Annotated in this window: 19 protein-coding genes; 3 read left to right on the top strand and 16 right to left on the bottom strand. The window is 40.0% G+C overall.

What is annotated here, in order from left to right:
- Window positions 1-40 precede the first annotated feature (40 nt).
- The 6 genes from G7B18_RS17210 to gyrB form a co-directional block, all read right to left on the bottom strand.
- The gene (locus G7B18_RS17210; RefSeq protein ID WP_164112764.1) at window positions 41-2,275 is read right to left on the bottom strand and encodes a sodium-translocating pyrophosphatase; all 2,235 of its coding nucleotides are present in this window, start codon (window positions 2,273-2,275) and stop codon (window positions 41-43) included.
- Window positions 2,276-2,374: 99 nt separating this feature from the next.
- Window positions 2,375-4,273 carry an ATP-dependent DNA helicase RecQ gene (locus G7B18_RS17205; protein ID WP_164112765.1) on the bottom strand — a complete coding sequence of 633 codons (1,899 nt, stop codon included), beginning with the start codon at window positions 4,271-4,273 and terminating at the stop codon, window positions 2,375-2,377.
- A 3-nt stretch (window positions 4,274-4,276) separates the two neighbouring features.
- Window positions 4,277-6,370, bottom strand: a complete 2,094-nt coding sequence (locus tag G7B18_RS17200; RefSeq protein WP_164112766.1) for a ComEC/Rec2 family competence protein — start codon at window positions 6,368-6,370, stop codon at window positions 4,277-4,279.
- A complete protein-coding gene (locus G7B18_RS17195) occupies window positions 6,358-8,406 on the bottom strand; it encodes a ComEA family DNA-binding protein (protein WP_164112767.1) in 2,049 nt (682 codons plus the stop codon). The genes G7B18_RS17200 and G7B18_RS17195 overlap by 13 nt, the downstream gene beginning before the upstream one ends.
- Window positions 8,396-9,199, bottom strand: a complete 804-nt coding sequence (locus G7B18_RS17190) for a DNA-binding protein (RefSeq protein WP_164112768.1) — start codon at window positions 9,197-9,199, stop codon at window positions 8,396-8,398. The genes G7B18_RS17195 and G7B18_RS17190 overlap by 11 nt, the downstream gene beginning before the upstream one ends.
- 152 nt (window positions 9,200-9,351) lie before the next feature.
- Window positions 9,352-11,310, bottom strand: coding sequence for a DNA topoisomerase (ATP-hydrolyzing) subunit B (gene gyrB / locus G7B18_RS17185; protein ID WP_164112769.1), 1,959 nt, complete (start codon window positions 11,308-11,310; stop codon window positions 9,352-9,354).
- A gap of 271 nt (window positions 11,311-11,581) precedes the next feature.
- Between gyrB and G7B18_RS17180 the strand changes: the two genes are divergently transcribed.
- Together G7B18_RS17180 and G7B18_RS17175 are read left to right on the top strand one after the other, a co-directional pair.
- Complete coding sequence (locus G7B18_RS17180) at window positions 11,582-12,199, top strand: OmpH family outer membrane protein (protein ID WP_164112770.1); 618 nt, start codon at window positions 11,582-11,584, stop codon at window positions 12,197-12,199.
- 155 nt (window positions 12,200-12,354) lie between these two features.
- Entirely contained in the window at window positions 12,355-13,290 is a 936-nt protein-coding gene (locus G7B18_RS17175; RefSeq protein ID WP_240452894.1) for a CorA family divalent cation transporter, read from the top strand.
- Between the two features lie 10 nt (window positions 13,291-13,300).
- On the opposite strand, the gene tsaB is transcribed toward G7B18_RS17175, so the two are convergent.
- The 5 genes from tsaB to mscL all read right to left on the bottom strand — a co-directional run bounded on the left by tsaB (window position 13,301) and on the right by mscL (window position 15,406).
- Window positions 13,301-13,993 (bottom strand): tRNA (adenosine(37)-N6)-threonylcarbamoyltransferase complex dimerization subunit type 1 TsaB, encoded by a 693-nt coding sequence (gene tsaB, locus G7B18_RS17170; protein ID WP_164112772.1) that lies wholly within the window; start codon window positions 13,991-13,993, stop codon window positions 13,301-13,303.
- Between the two features lie 29 nt (window positions 13,994-14,022).
- Window positions 14,023-14,274, bottom strand: coding sequence for a membrane protein insertion efficiency factor YidD (gene yidD / locus G7B18_RS17165; protein WP_164112773.1), 252 nt, complete (start codon window positions 14,272-14,274; stop codon window positions 14,023-14,025).
- Window positions 14,258-14,647 (bottom strand): ribonuclease P protein component, encoded by a 390-nt coding sequence (gene rnpA / locus G7B18_RS17160; protein WP_164112774.1) that lies wholly within the window; start codon window positions 14,645-14,647, stop codon window positions 14,258-14,260. Before rnpA ends, yidD begins: the two co-directional genes overlap by 17 nt.
- A 56-nt stretch (window positions 14,648-14,703) precedes the next feature.
- Entirely contained in the window at window positions 14,704-14,862 is a 159-nt protein-coding gene (rpmH, locus tag G7B18_RS17155) for a 50S ribosomal protein L34 (RefSeq protein ID WP_079644391.1), read from the bottom strand.
- A 136-nt stretch (window positions 14,863-14,998) separates the two neighbouring features.
- A complete protein-coding gene (gene mscL, locus G7B18_RS17150) occupies window positions 14,999-15,406 on the bottom strand; it encodes a large-conductance mechanosensitive channel protein MscL (RefSeq protein ID WP_164112872.1) in 408 nt (135 codons plus the stop codon).
- A gap of 205 nt (window positions 15,407-15,611) precedes the next feature.
- On the opposite strand from mscL, the gene G7B18_RS17145 reads away from it, so the two are divergent.
- The gene (locus G7B18_RS17145; protein ID WP_079644395.1) at window positions 15,612-16,253 is read left to right on the top strand and encodes a response regulator transcription factor; all 642 of its coding nucleotides are present in this window, start codon (window positions 15,612-15,614) and stop codon (window positions 16,251-16,253) included.
- Between the two features lie 200 nt (window positions 16,254-16,453).
- On the opposite strand, the gene ftsZ is transcribed toward G7B18_RS17145, so the two are convergent.
- From ftsZ to murG, 5 genes are all read right to left on the bottom strand, one after another.
- A complete protein-coding gene (gene ftsZ / locus G7B18_RS17140; RefSeq protein WP_164112775.1) occupies window positions 16,454-18,160 on the bottom strand; it encodes a cell division protein FtsZ in 1,707 nt (568 codons plus the stop codon).
- A 134-nt stretch (window positions 18,161-18,294) separates the two neighbouring features.
- Complete coding sequence (ftsA, locus tag G7B18_RS17135) at window positions 18,295-19,659, bottom strand: cell division protein FtsA (RefSeq protein ID WP_079644398.1); 1,365 nt, start codon at window positions 19,657-19,659, stop codon at window positions 18,295-18,297.
- Between the two features lie 22 nt (window positions 19,660-19,681).
- Complete coding sequence (locus G7B18_RS17130; protein WP_164112776.1) at window positions 19,682-20,500, bottom strand: cell division protein FtsQ/DivIB; 819 nt, start codon at window positions 20,498-20,500, stop codon at window positions 19,682-19,684.
- A 1-nt stretch (window position 20,501) separates the two neighbouring features.
- Window positions 20,502-21,854 (bottom strand): UDP-N-acetylmuramate--L-alanine ligase, encoded by a 1,353-nt coding sequence (murC, locus tag G7B18_RS17125; RefSeq protein ID WP_164112777.1) that lies wholly within the window; start codon window positions 21,852-21,854, stop codon window positions 20,502-20,504.
- 4 nt (window positions 21,855-21,858) lie between these two features.
- Window positions 21,859-22,956, bottom strand: coding sequence for an undecaprenyldiphospho-muramoylpentapeptide beta-N-acetylglucosaminyltransferase (murG, locus tag G7B18_RS17120; RefSeq protein ID WP_164112778.1), 1,098 nt, complete (start codon window positions 22,954-22,956; stop codon window positions 21,859-21,861).
- Window positions 22,957-23,002 lie beyond the last annotated feature (46 nt).

The following is a 23,002-nucleotide window of genomic DNA, read 5'->3' as shown; positions in this document are numbered from 1 at the left end:
TTGCCTGCTCCCATTTAAATAACTATTTACAGATAATTTCTTAAGGTTTGACTTGATTTGTCTCTAGCATGACCACCTTTTCTTTTACTACCTCTTTTTCCTTTTGGGCCGATGTGAGTGTATGTCCTCCAAGAATAGGAGCAATAACGAGTCCGATCAAACAAGTAAGCTTAATCAAGATATTCATTGATGGTCCCGATGTATCTTTAAAAGGATCTCCTACCGTGTCGCCTGTCACCGCTGCCTTGTGTGCATCTGAGCCTTTATAAGTCATTTCACCATTGATTTCGACACCTGCCTCAAACGATTTCTTTGCGTTGTCCCAAGCACCACCGGCATTATTCTGAAAGATTGCCCATAGCACACCGGATACCGTAACCCCGGCCATGTATGCTCCCAATGCTTCGGGGCCCATGATGAACCCCACCAAAATAGGGGTAATAATCGTTAACGCTCCCGGCAATACCATCTCCCGTAAGGCCGCTTTGGTAGAAATCTCGACACATTTATCATACTCAGGTTTGCCAGTCCCCTCTAGTATTCCAGGTATTTCACGAAATTGCCTGCGCACCTCATTAACCATATCCATGGCAGCCTTACCGACCGACTGCATAGCCAAAGCCGAGAATACGACAGGGACCATTCCACCTATAAAAAGTGCGGCCAGTACATCTGCTTTAAAAATATTAATCCCGTCAATGCCGGTAAACGTGACATAAGCAGCAAATAAAGCAAGAGCAGTCAGGGCAGCAGAAGCGATGGCAAAACCCTTTCCTACTGCAGCAGTTGTATTCCCAACGGAATCCAATACATCTGTTCGCTGCCGAACCTCCTTTGGCAATTCACTCATCTCTGCAATCCCTCCTGCATTGTCTGCAATAGGACCAAATGCGTCAATCGCCAATTGCATCGCTGTGGTCGCCATCATCGCCGAAGCTGCGATCGCCACCCCGTAGAATCCTGCCAAAGCATAAGAGCCCCAGATCGCAAATGCAAATAATAATACGGACGAAAAAGTAGACATCATCCCAGTAGCTAGACCTGCTATAATATTAGTCCCTGCACCTGTCGACGAATTACGCACAATGTGGAGTACAGGTTTCTTTCCCAATCCCGTATAATATTCCGTAAAAGCTGAAATCAATCCACCCACAGCGAGTCCTACTAGCGTTGCATAAAAAATATTCATCCGCGGTATATCTTTCAGACCTTCTCCAAAAAACTTCATCTTAATCACTTCGGGCAGCATATATTGAATCAAGAAAAAACATGCGACCACCGTTAATACAATTGAAACCCAATTACCCATATTAAGCGCCTTTTGCACCTGAGCTTCCTTTGCATCATTATTAGAAACCTTCACAAAGAATGTCCCAACAATAGAGGCTAGAATACCCACACCAGCAATTACGATGGGTAATAAAATAGGCCCCATTCCTTGAAATGCATCCGTATAAACCGTACCTGCGGCCTCTGCCATATCTTTGATAATGTAATTACCCAACACCATAGAGGCCAATACCGTAGCCACATACGAACCAAAAAGGTCGGCACCCATTCCGGCTACGTCACCTACATTATCACCTACGTTATCAGCAATAGTCGCCGGATTTCGTGGATCGTCTTCCGGAATACCGGCTTCAACCTTACCGACCAAATCCGCTCCTACATCGGCAGCCTTGGTATAGATCCCTCCCCCAACCCGCGCAAACAAAGCAATGGATTCAGCCCCTAAGGAAAAACCAGCCAAGGCTTCTAGTGCTACTGTCATTTCGCTATAGAAAGTACTTTCTCCAGATACGAACATTTTAACAAACAATAGAAAAAAGATATTCAGTCCCAACACGGCCAGCCCGGCCACGCCCAATCCCATAACAGTCCCACCGGAAAACGACACTTTTAGAGCCAGAGGGAGACTGCTACGCGCAGCCTGTGTAGTGCGGACATTGGCACTGGTAGCAATACGCATCCCTATGTTTCCGGCTAAAGCTGAAAAGAACGCACCAAACACAAACGCCACAACAATAATCCAATGACTGGTCTCAACCAAGGTAGAAACAAAAAATAAGGCTATTGAGGCAATCACCACAAAAATTAAAAGGATTCGATATTCCGCTTTCAAAAAGGCCATTGCTCCTTCTTGAATACTCTTCGAAATAAATTGCATACGGCTTTCACCGGAATCTTGCTTTCTTACCCAATTTGCCTTGGATAGCATAAATAATAGACCGAGCACAGCGAGGGCTGCCGGTAGGTAAACGATAAAGTTCTCCATAAACTGTTTATTTGGTTATCAGTTAAAGCTATCAATTTTTTTGGAAAATAGAAAACCTTTAACACTTTCTTTTTGAGAGCTTTCAGCCTCAAAAAGAAATCAACTTACAACCCAATAATAAATAGAATCGCGTTCTTCAATCTTTCCCAAATCAACTAATTTTCGTAACACCTGAATCCGCTTGCTTTCGTCTGCTACCGGGATCGCATCAATAAGTTCATGAAGACCTAGCGCATTCTCCAGTAGTAAAACCCGCATCTCCTGTTCGATCTTGTGCTCCTGTCCTTCTTTAAAATCACGGGTCAAACAAAGATCACAAACACCGCAGGCTTCTGATCCCAATTCTCCGAAATAAGTCAATAAAGCCTGACTCCTGCAGACTTTCTCATCCAAATAATTGTATATCGCTTTAACTTGTTGTTCTTTGATTTGTCGACGTTCGCGCAGAAAGTCTGTATCAATGTACAGGTTTTTATAATCTACCCGGCTCTGCAAAAACTGAAGTTGAGGTTTGTCCGTACTCTTCAAATAAGAACCGACCTGTTGTTTCTCTAGCCCTTGCAAAAGATCGACAATAACTTCGTAGGGAAGTTTCAGCTTTTTTGCAAACTCATATTCATTGATCGGCACATAAAAATCAAAAACACCTCCATAGGTACGTAAGACAGCCTTAATTACGGGATCATATTTGGCAGATTGAACCTGAAACTTGTAGAGATCTTGAAAATCAACTTCAAATTTGAATCGTGAAGGAATATAAACGGCCTCCGACAAGGAAATCCAACCGTCTCTTTCTAAAAATTTAAGAGCACTTAAGGTCTGCAGCAGATCCAGCGTATACTTTTTGCTGAATTCGACGATATCGAAATCAAAAAAAAGACCTTTACCGGCACCATAAGCAATCTGGTAGTAGTTTGCCAAATAATGGTAAACCTGCTGAATGAAACTTACTTCGGGAAAGCTATTCTCCAAATTACGCCATAGTCGTTCCCGGTCTGCCTGTTGGTATAAAAGTACGGGAAATGCCTTCTTTTCATCTCGACCGGCCCTACCAGCTTCTTGGTAGTACGCCTCCAAAGAGTCCGGGACATCCAAATGAATTACAAATCGTACATCCGATTTGTCTATCCCCATCCCAAATGCATTGGTTGCTACAATAACACGGGTTTTGTTAGATGTCCACGCATCTTGCTTTAATGCCCGTTCTTTCATGCCGATCCCCGCATGATAAAAGTCTGCGGGAACCCCATGGTTTAAGAGAAACCTAGCAACCTCCTGTGTCTCCCTACGGTTCCGAACATATATCACACCTGCACCGCCAACCTTCTTCACAATACGGAGCATTCGATTCATCTTATTTTCCTCTTGCAGCGCCATATAACCCAGGTTATAACGGACAAAACTACGACTCAACACATTAGATGCCGAAAAACCTAACTTATCCTGAATATCCACAACAACTTCTGGTGTTGCTGTAGCTGTCAAAGCTAGGAAGGGTACGTCCGGGTGCAGTTCCCGAAGCTGTGCAATCTGTAAATAAGAAGGCCTGAAATCATAGCCCCATTGCGAGATACAATGGGCCTCGTCGATAGCCCAAAGGTTGATCTTCATATAGCGCAGACGCTCTTTTACCAAATCAGAATACAACCGTTCCGGTGCCAGATAAAGAAATTTGATCTTTCCAAAAATACAATTGTCTAATGCGATATCCACCTCTCTATACCCCATTCCGGAATAGATAGCGATCGCCTCTATACCTCGACTACGCAATTGCTCAATCTGATCCTTCATTAATGCAATCAAAGGACTGATCACGACACAGATGCCCTCTTGCTGCAGCGCGGGTATTTGAAAGCAAATAGACTTTCCTCCTCCGGTAGGCATTAAAGCAAGCGTATCCCGACGATTCAAGACAGACTGTATTACTTCTTCCTGTAAAGGCCTGAATGCATCGTATCCCCAATATTGCTTTAATATAGACAGACTATTTTCTACCATATCTTATTCCTCATCCCAAACATAAGCAAAATTATTTTTCAGAATATACAACTGTTCCCTAACAATATCATTCCGAAGCTGAATAGTTGCTAGGGTCTTATCCGAATTACTGCCATCGACCAGTATCATAGGAGTCTGGATGTTTCTATTTATCATGTATTCTAATGTACTTCTGTTATTTTTACGCCACAGCACAATATCCACATCCACTACCGTATCGCGCAATTCTCTTTCTAAGACAAGTATCTTTCTTTTTCCCAGTGAGAGCGTATAATTAGCCCTATCGGCTTCAGGAAGTTTTACGAATGTTATCGCATGCTCATCAGCAAACTGTTTGAGATCTGGTAAAACCGAATAAACGTTGCTTTTGTGCCTCAACGAATCAAATGTACTATACAATACTACTTTTCCTTTCTCAATATAGGCAATAGCAACTTCCGAACGGACATTATATACACGATAACTACTAAAACTTCTTCTTTTGACATACAACACATTGGTGTAAACAAAGAAACTCACTAAGCAATACAAACTAAAGAATACTGCTTTTTTCTCTCTAAAATTCCAGGCCCATAAAGTAGCAAATAGAACAAAAAAAAACAAAACAACTTGAATTTCATTCCATATAATTCCCTGCAAAACTGCGCCAGGAAGTCGCTCTATATACCCCAACCCCTCTACGGCGACATAAAGTAAGCCATCTAAAGCCTGCCCAGCATAATCGCTTACGATTGAAAACGGAGACAGAGCCAGCAATATCCCCAAATACATTATTGCGGTACTGGGGATAGCGATAAATAGATTAGCAGGTATAAAATAGGTTGGGAATTGTCCAAAATAATAAAGTATCAATGGCAAGGTAAATAGCTGGGCAGCAACGGAAATATAAAGATAATCAACAATCCCCGCAACCACGCGCCGTTTCGGATGATAGAAAGATTTAAACAAAGGATAAAGTATCAATATTCCCAACACAGCGAAGTAGGACAATTGGAATCCGACATCGAATAAGCTCTTCGGTGAAAAAATTAAGATAAATAGTGCCGATGCAAACAATGTGTTTAATGGCACCTGGATTCTGTTCACACCTGTCGATACGATAAAAAAAGTAATCATAATTCCGGCCCGAAGAATAGGCGGACTCATTCCCGTAAGAATCACATAAAACCATACAGCCGTTAAAACAACAATACTGCGTAAATACCGTCCCCAAAAAAGTCGATTCATCCATTTTAACAACAGTGTAAGAAGTGCAAAAACTAATCCTACATGCAGACCAGATACACTCAAAATATGCACCGTGCCGGTGTTCCGAAATACATTAATAGTATCGATGTCTATCTGAGATCGGTAACCAAAAATAAGAGCCATAGCCAGCTGCATTGAATTACTATCCTTGATATTCGTTGCAAACTTGTGTAGCATCTGCTCCCGAAATAATAAGGCTCGCTCTACAATTGGGTTACCTTGCTGCGAATCAACTTTTACAATTTGATCTGCAGAAAGAAAACACTGTTGCTGTATATCTTTACTTCGGAGGTGTGTTTTATAATCAAACTCTTTGGGATTCGCCGGCGGTTTTATTGTTTGTATTAGATTTTCTATTTGCAATAAATCACCATAACGCAGCTTTTTCCTCTTGGCTGTATCCAACTGCAGTGTTACCATTAACTTTCCTGTGCTTCGATGTAATTTCCCTTTCTGAACAGCGGCCTTCACATCGGCAGGGAAACGAATATACCCTCCTTTAAGATGAGGCTCATCTTTGACTACGATAAAAAGACTCTCGGATTCAAAAGTTGAAAAATGCGTAGCTTGGTAAGAAGGCATTGTGTGTACCGTAGTCCATATTCCCAACACAGTCCATAACAGATAAAAATTTAAAGGAAATAGGAGTCTTCCCCAAAACTTCTTTCGATTAACAAAACCAACCAATTGTAAAACAGTTAAGATAAGTAGCAACTCGTCCCAAAATGAATACTGGGAAGCTGTGGTATAATATCCAACACATATACCCGGTAAAAATGCCAACAATGGTTTTGCCATAGGGGTTTTCCCAAAGTGCAGTGCTAGGATATTCTGCTTTACCATTGCCATCTTATCTGCACCTTTAAATCGGTTTTCTTAGCCCCTTCAATTAGATCCAAGCCAGAACCAATCGTCTCTCTTTGGAAATAATAAGTCAATGCATACCGCGTCCATATATCCAAATTTCTTTTTATTTTATAGCGGATATTGAAATAGTAGCGGATGCCCTTGTCATAATACATTGGAAAACCAGATGCATACAACACATCATTTTCATAAGCATATATACGTGAATTGTAATCGTCTGTATCAAAATATGCTAGACGTATATTAAACTGTAACTGGGGTTTTCTAATTTGCCAGAAAGCATCTTGATAACACAGTAATCCATCACTTCTATTCGTACTTTCCTTCTCAAACCTCATGATCTCAGCCCGCGTGCGTATACGCCAAGTGTTACTCAGTTTATACTGAAAATCAATCCGAAATTGACGTCTGTTTACATCTGCCAATAGATTGGTATTTCGATTTGCCACGAGCGTATTCTCTTGCTTCATACGGTAGCGATACCGGAATGTCAACTTCCCTATTTTGTACCATGTATATGTAAATTGGCTTAGGAAATCGACACCAGAACTGGGCGCATCCACACGGTATCGTAACCATGGGAACTGAAATAAATCAATATAGTTCGTCCATTCTATTTTTCTACTCGGGTGGTAAACCAATCCTGTATATATGCCCTTCTCATTTGCCAACTGGCTTCCCTCTCCTAAAGATTGTCCATAAATCGTATGGAAATCACGGCGATAATTTCTATAGTTAGCAAATAGAGAAAGCTTAGAATGCACACTGGCTATTACACCATTATTTGTAGCCCATCCCCCTGGAAAGCTAAATGCGGTTTCACCAAAAAAATAATAGTTTCGAAACGAATAATTGTAATGCCCACCTACAACATGAAGACTTCTCCCTTCAAAATCGAACTTTTGGCGAAGATCTCCTCCCCTTCTTCTTGTCCCATCATACGTAGCCCCCATATAAGTGAAACCTGTCCTTAATCTCTTGTACTTATACTTAAAACTGCTCCCATAAACCGCTTTTCCTACAGTTTTTCGGTAAGACTGTTCGTTCTCCGTCCGATGTAGTCCAGATACATTGATACTGGAAATAATCCAGTCACCGTCAAAGTCTTCTACTTTTCCCGACAACTTATTGTAAGCTATAAAGGGTATCCATTCCACAGCCCCTATCTCGATCGAAGCAGCTACCCCTCTTTGAAAATTATTCTCATTCATTGATGAATAGGGAACCAATCCCCTCCCCTGTCGTGCCACACTGCCTATCCAAGCTCCCTTTCCAAAACTTAGTCCATTCCATGATACGAGCCCTTGGCCAAATTGTAAAGCATAGTCTCCAAGAACTAAGTTTTTTACATATTTATTTAAAGCCCTTATCTCTATATGACCCGAATAAAAATCAAAGCCATACCGCTGCTTCTTTTGAAAGAATGGTTCTCCTGCATCCTTTTCCATATTGACCGCTACCCGAATTTGATTATTGTATCTCCATCGATAACGCAAAGCATATTTATTGGGATCTCCCAGATACCTCGACCGATACTCTTCATTGTTTTGATACCCAGCTGTAGATTCTAGGTTACGCCCGTAACGTACCATCAGCATACTTTCATCCTTATCCATTATAGTTTTGAACGATAATCCCCTCAGTGAACTTACTGGGGCTACGCGCACAAATGGAATAATTCGCTCAATCAACTGGATATCAAAACCTTTAACAGCCTGCAGTTCGAGTATGCTGAGAAACGGTCCTGCCGAATTGCGATGGTCAATCAAATTTTGAATCTGTTGCGGTGAGAGAAAGAAGATATCACCAAGTTCAGATTCGCTAACCGTATTAAGATCTAGAGGATTTTTTAAATAATGGTGCAATTTTTCAGAGATTTCACTGACATCAACATCCTCCCCCAACTCCTCTTGGATCTGCTCCAAAAGCAACTCATCTATGCGTTCTTCCTCTTGCGCAAATGATAGAGAAGGCCCTACAGTTAGAAAGAACATTGTCATTAACGATCTAAAAGCCATAATTCAGCGCTATTTGAGGAGAATATCCTATCCGTGCATGAAAAGAAGACGAAATATCGAAAATCAACTTTCCGAGCGTTATTCCCACGCCAGCAAAATACTGCATAGGCTTTGCGGTCACCCCCGCCCGTAATACGAATAATCGATCTATGTCATACGCCAAACCCGCTCTAGCATCCATTGCTTGTGTTGTATTGTAATAAACATCTGCAGTTACAAGTAATTCTTTAGAAAAGCGATACAATAACCCTAGCCCACCTTCCTGAGCGATATGCTGATCAATAGTATCTTCAAAACTAGAAGAAGAGACATTACGCAATAACACACCAATAGCCAACATTTCACTAATTGTAAAATGGAATCCAAGATCTAAAGAAAATGTTTGATCTCCCCCATATCCTTTTACCTGATATTGATGATAATTGACTGATAGTGAAGTGGAAATAAAATTGCCAAAAGCACGAGCATAGATAGCACGCAAAGTTAACAACGAAGACGTCCCCCTAAGTCCATAATTATTAATAGCTACACCAATTACATTTTTCTTTTTAATTGGCACAACCGAAAAGAAAGCCTGAGCTTGTATATCATTGGTTAAAAAATGAGGTTGATAAGCAACCGCTACCTGAGCATTTGCTAACCTCGAAAGCCCTGATGCATTAACTGTAAGATTATAGACAGAGGGCAGAGCTAACCCCGTGTTGCCCATACCTTGTAATGGAGCTGCAAAAAATTCCTGTGCATAAATTGGTAGCTCTAGCAATAACAGGAAGATTACCACACCTGTACGCATAATTTAAGTTATTGATTTTCACTAAATTAATAAAAAATAAATAAAATAGAAAAAACAAATGAATCATATTTTATCTTCGAGGAGTAAAAAACATGATACAAAAAAGCCAGATAGTTAAACTACCTGGCTTCCAAAATAACATTATAGACCTACTAGATATCGATCCTAGCATATCTCGCATTTCTTTCGATAAACTCTCTTCGGGGAGCTACTTCGTCTCCCATCAACATCGAGAATACACGATCAGACTCTGCTGCATTTTCAATTGTAACTTGACGTAATGTACGGTGTTCCGGGTTCATTGTCGTGTCCCAAAGCTGCTCAGCATTCATCTCACCGAGACCTTTATAACGCTGTACATGAACTGAATCTTCTTTTCCTGCTCCTTTCAAGCGTTGTATAGCTGCAAGACGTTGATCTTCATTCCAAGCATACTCAAAGTCCTTACCTTTCTTAACCAAATACAAAGGAGGAGTTGCGATATAAATGTATCCTTTTTCGATCAGTTCACGCATGTAACGGAAATAGAAAGTCAATATCAAAGTAGCAATATGGCTACCGTCGACATCCGCATCCGTCATGATGATAATCTTATGATATCTAAGCTTTGTCAGGTTCAATGCTTTAGGATCTTCTTCTGTACCCACAGAAACACCCAAGGCTGTAAACATGTTTTTGATCTCTTCGTTCTCGTAGATCTTGTGTTCCATCGCCTTCTCCACATTCAAGATCTTACCACGAAGTGGCATAATGGCTTGATTATTACGATCACGACCCTGTTTGGCCGTACCGCCTGCAGAATCTCCCTCGACAAAAAATATCTCACATACCGATGGATCATTACTTGAACAGTCGGCAAGCTTACCGGGCAAACCTGAGCCACTCATTACAGTCTTACGCTGTACAAGTTCTCGAGCTTTACGTGCTGCAGCTCTAGCCTGAGCTGCTATAATTACCTTTTGAACAATAATTTTCGCTTCCTTTGGATTCTCCTCCAGATAGCCTCCCAAAATCTCTCCGACAGCGACATCCACAGCGCCCATTACCTCTGTATTTCCTAACTTCGTCTTAGTCTGCCCTTCAAATTGAGGCTCTGCAACTTTCACAGATATAACTGCTGTCAATCCTTCACGAAAATCATCTCCAGTAACTTCGACCTTTGAATTTTTTAACAGTCCCGATTCATCGGCATATTTCTTCAATACTCTAGTCAAACCTCTACGAAAACCAGCCACATGTGTGCCCCCTTCTATCGTATTAATATTATTGACATAGGAGTGTACGTTTTCCGAGTATGTATCATTATATTGAAATGAAAGCTCTACCGGAATACCTTGTTTTACCCCCTCCAAATAAATCGGTGTAGGGATCAATGCATGCCTATTTCCGTCCAAAAACTTAACAAACTCTTGAAGTCCGCCTTCTGATAGAAACACATCTTTCTTTTCTGAACCGTCTTCATTCGTTTCACGCTCATCCAATAAAGTCAATGTAATACCTTTATTTAAGAAGGCTAGCTCTCTGAGACGATTCGCCAATGTATCATAATTGTAGATAGTAGTTTGCGTAAAAATTTCTGCATCCGGCTTGAAAGTAACTATAGTACCGGTTATATCAGAAGTACCCACTTCTTTCACCTCATACATCGGTTTACCACGTTCATACTCTTGATTGAATACTTTACCTTCCCGATGTACCTCCGCTTTCAAATGAATAGACAGTGCATTCACACAAGACACCCCCACTCCATGAAGACCTCCGGACACTTTATAAGTATCCTTATCAAACTTACCACCTGCATGAAGTACCGTCATTACCAACTCTAAGGCAGACTTATTTTCCTTCTTATTTATCCCCGTAGGAATACCTCTTCCATTATCCTTTACAGAAATAGAGTTATCCTTATGGATGGTTACAAAGATGTCATTACAGTAACCAGCAACAGCCTCATCAATAGAGTTGTCAACAACCTCGTAAACTAAATGGTGTAAACCTTTTGGCCCTGTATCTCCGATGTACATGGAGGGGCGTTTACGTACAGCTTCCAATCCCTCTAATACCTGAATATTATCTGCTGAATACGTTGTAGGATTCTTTTTTTCTTCGCTCATGAAATAAATTAAAAACAGAAACAATCTTTACAGTAGTACCATTAACAATCAAAAGAAGAAGTATTTTCTAACATTTCCATTGGTCTAAAAGAAGACAGCACTACGCACAAAAATTAACTCTCAAAGTTAATAAAAATTAGGCACTTAAGCAAGCAATAACAAACGTAAAACAAGTGCTTAAAACACTTTTTTATTTACAAAACGACTAAAAAGATGGATTTGTAATTTTTTTATAGTAGGTTTGTTTTTTAAACTGAAAATAGACAAAAGAATGAATAGATTTTTAGCAAACTTTTCAAAAGTTACTTTAGGATTAGGCTTGGCAATGGCGGTTACAGCCTGTAATCAAAATGCACCGAATACAACCTCTACAAAAAATGATAGCACAGCGGTTTCTACATCCAAAAATCAAGAAAAAATTGTCTATGTAAATTCCGACACGCTTTCTGAAAAGTATGTTTACTTTAAAGACATAAAATCTAAATTAGAAGCTAAGGTAAAGAAAGCGCAGACTGATTTACAGTCTAAAGGTCAAGCTTTTCAACGCGAAGTAGCAGAATACCAACAAAAAGCGTCAACGATGAGCGCATCTGAAAGACAAGCTACTGAGGAAAAATTAGCACGTAAGCAAGACGAATTAGGCAGACTTGACCAAAATGCTTCACAATCATTAGCCCAGGACGAAGCCACTGAATTTAACGCGGTTTACAACGCTATTACAGAGTACTTAAAGAAACACGCAGAAGAAAAAGGGTATCAATTTGTATTAACCTACTCGAAAACAAACCCTGCTGTTATCTACGCTGATTCAAAATTAGACATCACTAAGGAAGTCGTTGAGGCGTTGAACAAAGAATACAACACAAAGAAACCAGCAGATAAAAAATAAAACTAAACTTTTTGTTTAGACAAAAGGGATTCAAAATACTTGAATCCCTTTTTTTTGGAAAGTACCCGCATTATTGATTCGTTTTAACTCGTTACGGCATAATATGAACCTTTTATTTGAAGACCACTTTGCGAATTCAAATGAATATCATTATTTTGAAACAAAAAAAAGCGTCTTACCCTAAAATGGTTACATACATCCTACAACATCCAGAAAGCAGCTTTGAATGGATAGATATATCCAACCCTAAACTCGAGGACTTTCATGAACTAAAAGAGAAGTACAAGCTAAACGATGCTTCCATACGGGATTGTATCGAAACCGGGCACCTTCCCAAAATAGAGGAATTCGAAAACTATCATTTCTTAATAATACGTTCAGTCCCCAATAAGTTTGACGAAGAATCTGACTCTTTAGTAGAAGTAACCGAACGAATATCTTTATTCTACAATGAAAATTTCGTCATCACGGTCCATCGCAATGAAATTGATTTCCTAGAACGCATCAAGACAACCGAAAGATCCCATCGCAGACTACAGTCCAGCAAGACACTCGTTAATGGTTTAGTTTCGGACGCCTTAAAAACGTTTGAAAACCTTGTTTTAGGAAAAATGGCGCTACAACTTGACGAATATGAAGAGGTTGTATTTCTACATCATAGAAGAAAACCCTTCCTTAAGAAGCTATATTACATCAAAAGACAGATTGACGTAATCCGAAGTGTTTTGACATTATACAAGGATATTGTCGATTACTTCCATATGCCAGAATACAAAAACATATATACACAGGACCTTAGAGATTCATTCTCGAGAACCAACACTTTGTTCAGAAATATATCAGAAAACACATCCCAGTTGTTGAATATCTACTTCAACATTGAATCCAATCATACCAACGAAATCATGCGTACACTGACGATTATATCAGTGTTCTTCATGCCACTGACATTTATTGTGGGCGTATACGGTATGAATTTCGAACACATGCCAGAACTGGAATGGGAATACGGATATGCAGGAATACTGATTGCCATGGCAATCTTATCCGTATTAATCTATTATTGGTTTAAAAGAAAACGATGGCTATAAGTCACGCGGATCAAATCAGCCTCTTGGATACCGTCGCAACAAACTCTTTAAGATAAAACGGCTCAAAATAGACCAGATCTTCAATCTCTTTACGCTGTAATCGCTGAAAAGCAATATTGCTAAGATAGGTTGACGAATGCCGATACTGATCGTCAATCGCTATATGCTTTCTGTCGCTCAGCAGTTCCCCTAGTTTATTCGCTCCAGATCCAAAAAGTACAATCTTCTTTTGAGGAAAAGCATTAAAAGTATCCTGATCAACGATAACAGCTGCAGTGTCCTTTATACAGCTTCTTGAACTGTCAAAAATGGCCATATAAACTTCCATACGTCGCGCATCCAACATTGGAACATACAGACAGTCATCCGCTAAGCCAAAATGCGTCGCATAACCCTCAAACATACTATACAATGTGTTTATTCCAAGCAGAGGGATGTCAAGCGCATAACACAACCCTTTTGCCGTAGACACACCAATACGTAGCCCAGTGTAGGAACCTGGCCCCTTGCTTACGGCCACAGCAGACAAATCTTTATAATCCAGCGACAACTCTTTCAGCAACCGATCGATGTAAACGGTCAACATAGAAGCATGAACATTCACCTCTTCCACGGCATATTCGCCTATAAGCACACCATCAGCACTTATAGAGATCGAACAGATTTCTGTTGCGGTATCAATTTGTAATATGTAGTTACTCATAGAAATATATAGTCAGAAAATATATCAATTTAAGGAACAGGATCATGTCCATGCCCCCCCCAGGGATTGCAACTAGCTATACGCTTTACCGCCAACCATCCTCCTTTAAAAGGGCCATACTTTATAATTGCTTCTTTACCATACTGCGAACAGGTCGGTGTATATCTACAGTTAGCACCCAACAATGGAGAAATTAGAAGTTGATACAATCGGATTATCAACAAAAAGATTTCTTTCAAAACCCTGACACCAAGTGCACCAATCTTACTGATTACCTTCATCAACCAATTGCTTTAATGCCTTTTCCATCTTGTCCATCATCTTTGCGAATGGCATTTCTTCCTTACCAACATACTGAATTGCTAACAAAAGGCCCGAGGAACGTAACTTTACAGAAGGATACAAAAGATCCGCTTTTTGCAAACGATATACCTCACGCATCAAACGCTTAATCCGGTTTCGATCATGTGCGGCTTTAAATCTCCGTTTAGAAACGGAAATCACCGCATTGACAGGCGATTTAATACGATCTAATGGTATATCCATATACACAACCCGAAAAGGGTATACAACAAAAGAAGAACCACTATGAAAAAGCTTACTTAATAAACTTTTGTTACATAGTCGTTCTTCTTTTTTAAATGTTTTTCTCATTCGATGACGTTAAAGGCCGAATGGCACAGTTAAAGTCACCGGCGCTAAAAAAAAGACTAGCCTTTGTGGCGGTACTCGTCAGAAACAGTAAGACGTTTTCTTCCTTTAGCTCTACGAGAAGCTAATACTCGTTTACCATTAGCTGTGCTCATACGCTCTCTGAAGCCGTGTTTGTTTCTTCTTTTTCTTTGCGAAGGCTGAAATGTTCTTTTCATGACGCTTTATTATATTTTTTTATATTCTAACCAATAATTATCCTTAAACAGGAATGCAAAAGTACTGTATTATTTCTAAACTATCAAGCACTAAAAGCAAAAAGTTTATACCACAACACCTCCTTGAATGGACTGGCTATTTATTTTTTAGAATATCTCTAATCTCTGTAAGCAAAGTCTCTTCTTTAGTTGGTGCTGGTGGCGCTGCAGGTGCCGCCTCTTCCTTTTTATTAAGCGAATTTATCCCCTTAATAACCAAGAAAATACAAAATGCAATAATCAAGAACTGAATAATTACGTTAGCAAAGTTACCGTATTTAATAGCCACTTCCTCAACTCCGGTAGCAGCATTGGCTTCTGTAATAACATACTTCAATTTACTAAAATCTACACCACCTGTAATAAAACCTATAGGAGGCATAATGATATCATCAACAAGAGAAGTGACAATTTTACCGAAAGCACCACCGATTACAACACCGACAGCTAGATCTAATACGCTACCGCGCATAGCAAATTCTTTAAACTCCTTTAAAAAGCCCATAATTTTATCAATATTTTGTTTCCCAATATACAAACAATAATAACGATAATAATCAAAACCACCTCAATCTAATCCGATTTTTTTATTATTAATTAATGTAGACAACAGAGTATATATATGATTATTTCGTATGTTTGCATTAGCATTACCCTATTCAAGCCAGTGCTAAAATAATTGCTAAAGTATAAAACATACATCCCTCTTTATGAAAAAGATACTCATCGCAGATGACCACAGCATAGTTAGATTAGGGGCTGCCGTAGTGATTAACGAAAAATTCAATGATATTTCTATAACTAATGCAGTCACTATCAAAGAGGTCTATGATCATCTGAAATTTGAAAAATTTGACTTATTGCTTTTAGACATCAACATGCCTGGAGGCAACAATATTAAGGTTATCAGTGAAATACTTAATCTCCAACATGACCTCAAAATATTGGTTTTTTCTTCCTATGACGAAAATATATATGCGCTACGCTATATAGAAGCCGGAGCAGCTGGATACCTCAATAAAAACACAGCCATGGAAGAACTCGCTAATGCCATTCAAAGCATCCAGGATCGCGGAAAGTACATGTCCAACGAAGTAAAGGATTTATACGTCCAAAAACTAACAAGTACAAAGTCATCTATAGATCGTGTCAACCCTTTGAACAAACTGTCCAACAGAGAAATGGATGTCGCTAAGCACTTAATCGAAGGTCATGGTATCCTTGAGGTATCGAATCTTTTAGCATTAAGCTCATCAACAGTGAGCACTTACAAAAGTAGAATATTCGAAAAACTGGCAGTTAGTAACATCCCAGACCTTATAGAACTATTCAAGCTACATGCCAAAGATTAACACCTGGCAGAACCAGTTTGTTATATACGATTTAAATTACAGATACAACACTACACACTTACAGACCGTTACCAAAACATCGGTAAAAGCGATCTAAAGCGCCAAGAATAAAGAGCTAGCACCTTCCTTATAAAAAACGGTCGACTAACTAAGTTAGTCGACCGTTTTCACAGCATATGATTTTTTTATATAATATCTTCTTAATCTACATTATCGTGCAAAAACGAATTGTTTGAACGAATCTCTGTAACACCCTCGTCAAATGACAGGGTAAAACGAGACACTTGCGAATCAGCAGAATGAGGCACATCTTCTAACGTTTTTTGCTTTCTTTTATAAGCCGGCTCATTTTCTAACTCCTGTAATCCGTTTGAAGATTTAAGCTTCATGCTCAACTCCTTAAGGCGCAATATACGTTCCTTAGTTTTTAAAAGCTGATCTTCAAAATTCACTTCTTCTTCAACCCTAACTGTGGAGCTCGCGACATTCGTTGCTGGTGCAGCGCTCGAACTCACTATATTATTTACCTGACTTTCCACTTCCTCATCAACCTTCTCCTCGTACGCATCAAATACAGTAGGTAGCTTGAATTCGAAAACTGAAGGCGAGGTCTTTAACTCAAAACCATGATTCTCTTCCTTTTCTTCAACAAAATCATCTTGCACATCTAATGTATGTCTTACAACTTGAGGTTCAGCCTGCACATTAGAATTTGTGAAACCTGTAGGCTTTACCGGAGCCGTAAATAAATCGGCTTGAGGAACAGTAACCTTCTCCTCCACCACATTGGTAGGAGTCATTGGCTTTATATAATTATCCACTCTTGACTCGATCGTTCTCTCCGCAAACTGGTTCTGAGAAACAGGCTTAACAAAAGAACTTGATGACTCAGGAGTCAAAGGCAACGCTACCTTTTCTTTTTCTTTCTCTTTTATACGCTCTTCTGAAGTCTGAAATCCCGTAGCAATAATAGTTACAGATAGATTTTCCTCTAGAGCCTCATCGATACAATTACCCCAAATTAAATCTGCAGTCAATCCTGCTTTCTCTTGAATAAAATCAGTAACGATCGCAACCTCATCCATGGTCACCTCGGTCTTACCAGAAGTAATATTCAACAAGATGTAACGCGCTCCTTCGATTTCATTATCCTTAAGCAGTGGAGATGCTAATGCACCCGTTACAGCTTTAATAGCTCTATCTTCGCCTGATGCAACGTGATTACCCATGATTGCTACCCCGCTATCATTCATAACGGTACGCACATCTTTAAAGTCGACGTTGACATAACCAGGAATAGTAATAATCTCAGCAATACCTTTCGCTGCTGTAGTCAATATATCATCTGCTTTCGCAAAAGCCGCAGTCATCGTAAGATTACCAAAAATCTCGCGAAGGCGGTCATTTGAGATTACAAGATAAGAATCTACATACTTGCGCAATTCATTCAAGCCTTCTTCCGCTTGGGAACGACGTTTCTTACCTTCAAATGTAAAAGGAGTTGTAATAATCGCCACCGTCAGAATCCCCATTTCCTTTGCTGCTTTAGCAAGTACTGGACTAGCCCCAGTTCCTGTGCCACCACCCATTCCGGCAGTAATAAACAACATTTTAGTGTTGGCACCAAGCATTCTTTTGATATCGTCGATACTTTCGATAGCAGAATTCTCCCCAACATCAGGATCAGCACCAGCACCCATACCTTCTGTAAGACTAGCTCCCAATTGTACTTTGTTAGGAATTGGGCTCAACTCCAACGCTTGCGCATCTGTGTTGCACACAATAAAATCTACACCACTAATCCCTTGCTTGTACATGTGATTTACGGCATTTCCACCGCCACCACCAACACCTATAACCTTGATTATAGATGATTGCTCCTTTAACATTTCAAATTGTATCGACATAATATCCTATATTTATGAACTGCCAAGCTACCGATCAATACCAAACTCAACAATTCGAATGTAATAATACCAAAATATCCACAACAGTTTTCCACATTTGTTAAATTGTGGAAAAAACCACCCTGTGTTGAAAATTATTTCTTACCTATAAAAGTATCGTCATCAATCTCTTGATTATCCTTAATGAATTCAGAAATAATTTTAGTAAACCAACTCTCCTTTTTACTTTGTTTTTCTGCGATCTCCTTCACAGGTGTTCTTTCTGTTTTCTTGCTTGCGATTTCTTGATGTGCAGCCTCCTCGTCCTCTATAACCTGAATACCTTTAATCAAAAGACCGATACTTGTTGCATACATTGGACTTTTCATTTCCTCAAATGTCTGCTTGTTCAACATATCTGTTTTAGCAAGATATTCATTCGGGTAACCGATACGACAGTCTATTCCGGTGATATACTCGACCAACTGAACCAAATGTTTCAATTGCGCTCCACCACCAGTAATAACAATACCAGCAATTAATTTGTCTTCGTAACCTGAAGATTTTATCTCGTAATACACGTGCTCGATGATTTCTTCCATACGAGCCTGAATTATATACGCTAGATTTTTGACCGAAATCTCTTTTGAATCACGTCCACGAATACCAGGTACACATATTACTTCATTTTCTTTATTTTCATCAGCCAATGCTGATCCATATCTCACTTTCAACTGTTCCGCCTGGTTTCTAAGTACAGCACAACCTTGACGGATATCTTCAGTTACAATATTACCCCCTAATGGAATTACAGCAGTATGGCGGATAATACCTTCGTGGAAAATAGCCACATCCGTAGTACCCCCACCGATATCAACAAGTACAACACCGGCCATTTTTTCTTCATCATCCAATACAGCCTCGGAAGATGCTAATGGCTCCAACACTAACGAAGAAACTTCTAAATCAGCGTTATCAACACATTTCTTAATATTTTTGATATCTGTCACCCGGCCTGAGATGATATGAAAGTTAGCTTCCATACGACGTCCTGCCATACCGATAGGTTCTTTGATACCTGGTTCATTATCGATCGTAAACTCCTGAGGTAATACGTGGATTATTTCTTCTCCCGGAGGAAGTACCAATTTGTACATATCCGAGATCAAACGCTCCACATCGATTCTTCCAATTTCATCATCATCGCTTTTGGTCAAGATGCCACGATGTTGAATACTCTTGATATGCTGTCCTGCTATCCCAATATTCACCACTTTAATATCCACATTAGACTGTCCTTCTGCAGAGGATACCGCCTCTCTAATGCTGAAAACCGTCTTTTGAATATTAGCGACTACCCCACGGTTGACACCTGCTGATTCGGCTTTACCAACTCCCAACAACTCAATCTTATTCGAACCACTGCGTCTTCCAACAGTAACACAAATCTTTGTTGTACCGATATCCAATCCTACGACGATTGGATTCTCTCTTTCAATTTCTGTAATTCTTGGTTTCATATGCTGTATATTATGCTGTATTTTAATTCTTCATATTAATTTTCATTTGCAAACTGTCGATAAACCAGTCCCCCCTACGTTCGCAAATGATCTGTCCGCCATATTTGACGTTCACCTTCTCATAGGCATCACTACCTACTTTGGGAAGGATATTTTTATAGTACGCTTCTAGCCGCCTCAATTTGTAGCCCAACGAGTCTGCTGATCCGATCACCAAAACCTCTTTACCGACCCGGGGTATCAACTCGATATCCCGCTGCTCATTGACAAATATTTGAACGATTTGATTTTCCCAAAGTTCGTCTCCCCGTACATGATCAACAACCGTCACCAAGTCCTGCACCAATTTGGACTCGATCCCCTCCAAAGGTTGTTTGTATCCCTCCGTGATATTACCGTTCGCTACCATCACATGCGGTACATATTTCAAGGTGACAGGTACTTTCCTCCCAGACCGATCTATATAGTACTCTCGTCCCGCCTTGTTAATAACACGGAGCACGACCTCTCGTTGCTGAACCTTTACCTGCACAGTACCATCCATATCCGAGTACACTTCTGCATTGGACACATAGGGAAGCTTTTCGATTTCCTTTTCGATCTGTTCAACCTTAATCATCCCTAGATCTTTTCCTACAATAGCACCAAATTTTTGATCGATCATCTTTGAAATATCGTGTTGATCAATAAATGTTTCCTTACCTTCAACAACAACTTTCAATGTTTTGCAAGCTTGTACCCGATCCTTTTCCACTACCAGACTCATAAGCATAGCTAATCCAATAAAGGTCACTAGACCTAAAAAAATATAAAAAACTACACTCCATCTGATATTCCTCATACTACTTATCTAATAAATCTTTCAATGGCCTAACCAATCTATCTATATCTCCTGCTCCAACGGTAACCAGTAACTCCGGTTGTTCTTCTTGTGCTATAGTTAACACTTCTTGAGGGCTCACTACACGTTTATTTACTAAATCAACTTTATCGAGGAGCCACGAAGAAGTTACTCCTTCAATTGGCAACTCCCTCGCTGGGTATATTTCCATCAGCAACAACTCATCTGCCATCCCTAAAACTTCTGCGAAACCGTCTATAAAATCACGGGTGCGGGTGAATAAATGAGGTTGAAAAACTACGGTCAATTTCTTTTCGGGATATAGCTTGCGCATCGAGCTCAAAAAAGCTCTCAATTCTTCGGGATGATGTGCATAATCATCGATGTATATGTGCTTTTCATTTCTAACAATAAATTCAAAACGACGCTTTGCCCCTTTAAAATTAGCCAACGCTTCTACAATCTTTTGATCATCTATCTTTAACAACCTCGCTACTGTTATCGCAGCGACCGCATTTTCCACATTATGAAGTCCCGGTATCCCCAACAGTACACTTTCAATCGTCACATCAGCACCGACATAGTCAAAGTAAAACTGTCCGTCCTTAACATGTATATTTTTTGCATATACATCCGCGGGACCATCCTTTGAATAACTGATATCACCGACAAACGGTAATCCTGTCTTAACAACCCGCTTCCCTCCTTCAACAACTCTATTCAAGTACATCTCAAACGAAGTAATCAAATGCGATTCATCACCGTAAATATCTAAATGATCTGCATCTGCAGAAGTCACTATAGCAATATCAGGATGTAATGTCAAAAAGGAACGATCGTATTCATCAGCTTCAACCACCACCACATTATTAGCTCCAAAAAGTACATTTGTATTATAGTTTGAACTTATACCACCTAAGAATGCAGAGCAGTCATACCCAGAATCTTTCAAAATATGAGCAATCATAGTCGATGTTGTCGTTTTTCCATGTGTCCCTGCAACACCGATCGTAAAACGACTAGCACTGATCAAACCCAACACCTGCGAGCGCTTAAAAAGTTCGAACCCCTTGTCCAGAAAATAATTCTTTATTTTCAAATCAGCAGGTACCGCCGGAGTGTATATAATCAAAGACTCTTCTGAAGGAGCAACAAGATCGGCATCAATCAACTCCACATCGTCCGTATAAATCACAGGAATACCCTCCTGTACCAGAGCTATTGTCAATTCGGTTTCCGTCTTGTCATAACCACTCACCGCACACCCCAACTTATGAAAATAACGGGCCAAACCACTCATCCCGATTCCCCCTATACCGATTAAGTAAACTCTTTTTATTTGATCAATATTCATACTCCTACTTAATTAATTTCAACACCTCTCTTGCTATTACTTCATCTGCATCTAATAATGCCAACGCTTTAATATGAGTTGCCAACCTTTGACAAGTCTCATCATCCTGCAATAATGCCATAGCTCTATCCATAAGAACAGTTTTGGCATCTGCGTCTTTCACCATCAATGCTGCTTCTTTGTTGACCAATGCCATGGCATTTTTAGTCTGATGATCTTCTGCGACATTAGGCGACGGCACCAGAATAACAGGCTTACCTACAACACATAGCTCCGATATGGTACCCGCACCTGCCCTCGCAATAATGAGATCAGCAGCGGCATAAGCGTAATCCATCTTCTGTAGAAAGGCAGACATTTTGATACTATTGGGCAGTTTTCCGCCAAGCTCAGCAGTCAGCTTATCGATATAATACCCTCCACATTGCCAGATCACCTGAATACCTGCGGCATTCAGTTTGTCGATATTATTTTTCACACAGTCGTTGAGCGTACCTGCCCCCAAACTCCCTCCTGTCACTAAAATAGTCTTCTTTCCAGCCTCAAGACCGAAACTAACCATTGCCTCACCTTTCTTTCCTTCAATATCCACCGAAGTGCGGCGTATCGGATTTCCGGTCAATAACACTTTTTCCTTTGCAAAAAACTGCTCCATCCCTTCATATGCAACACAGACTTTTTTAGCTTTCCTGCCTAGACTCTTATTCGTTTTTCCAGCAAAAGAATTCTGTTCCTGGATCAACGTTGGCACCCCCATCATATTTGCCATCATCAACAACGGTCCTGAAGCATATCCGCCGACACCTACAGCAACATCTGCTTTAAAGTCCTTGATAATCCTCCTTGCCTTCAACATGCTATCCACCATCTTAAATGGTAAAGACAAATTCTTCCATAAAGACGAGCGGTTAAACCCTTGAATATTCAAACCTACTATCGTATAACCTGCTGCGGGCACTTTCTCCATTTCCATTTTCCCCTCAGCCCCAACAAATAGAATCTCAATATCGGGTTGTGTACGGCGCAAAGCATTAGCAATTGCTATCGCAGGAAAAATATGTCCTCCTGTACCGCCACCACTGATAATTACTTTATTTGCCATTTTGTTAGTATTTAGTATTGAGATGTGAGTATTGAGATACCTATAA

The sequence above is a fragment of the Sphingobacterium sp. xlx-130 genome (assembly GCF_011007405.1).
In the GTDB taxonomy this organism is placed as follows: domain Bacteria; phylum Bacteroidota; class Bacteroidia; order Sphingobacteriales; family Sphingobacteriaceae; genus Sphingobacterium; species Sphingobacterium luzhongxinii.
Note: the sequence above shows the minus strand (reverse complement) of the source record. Positions and strands in the feature narration are given on the sequence as shown.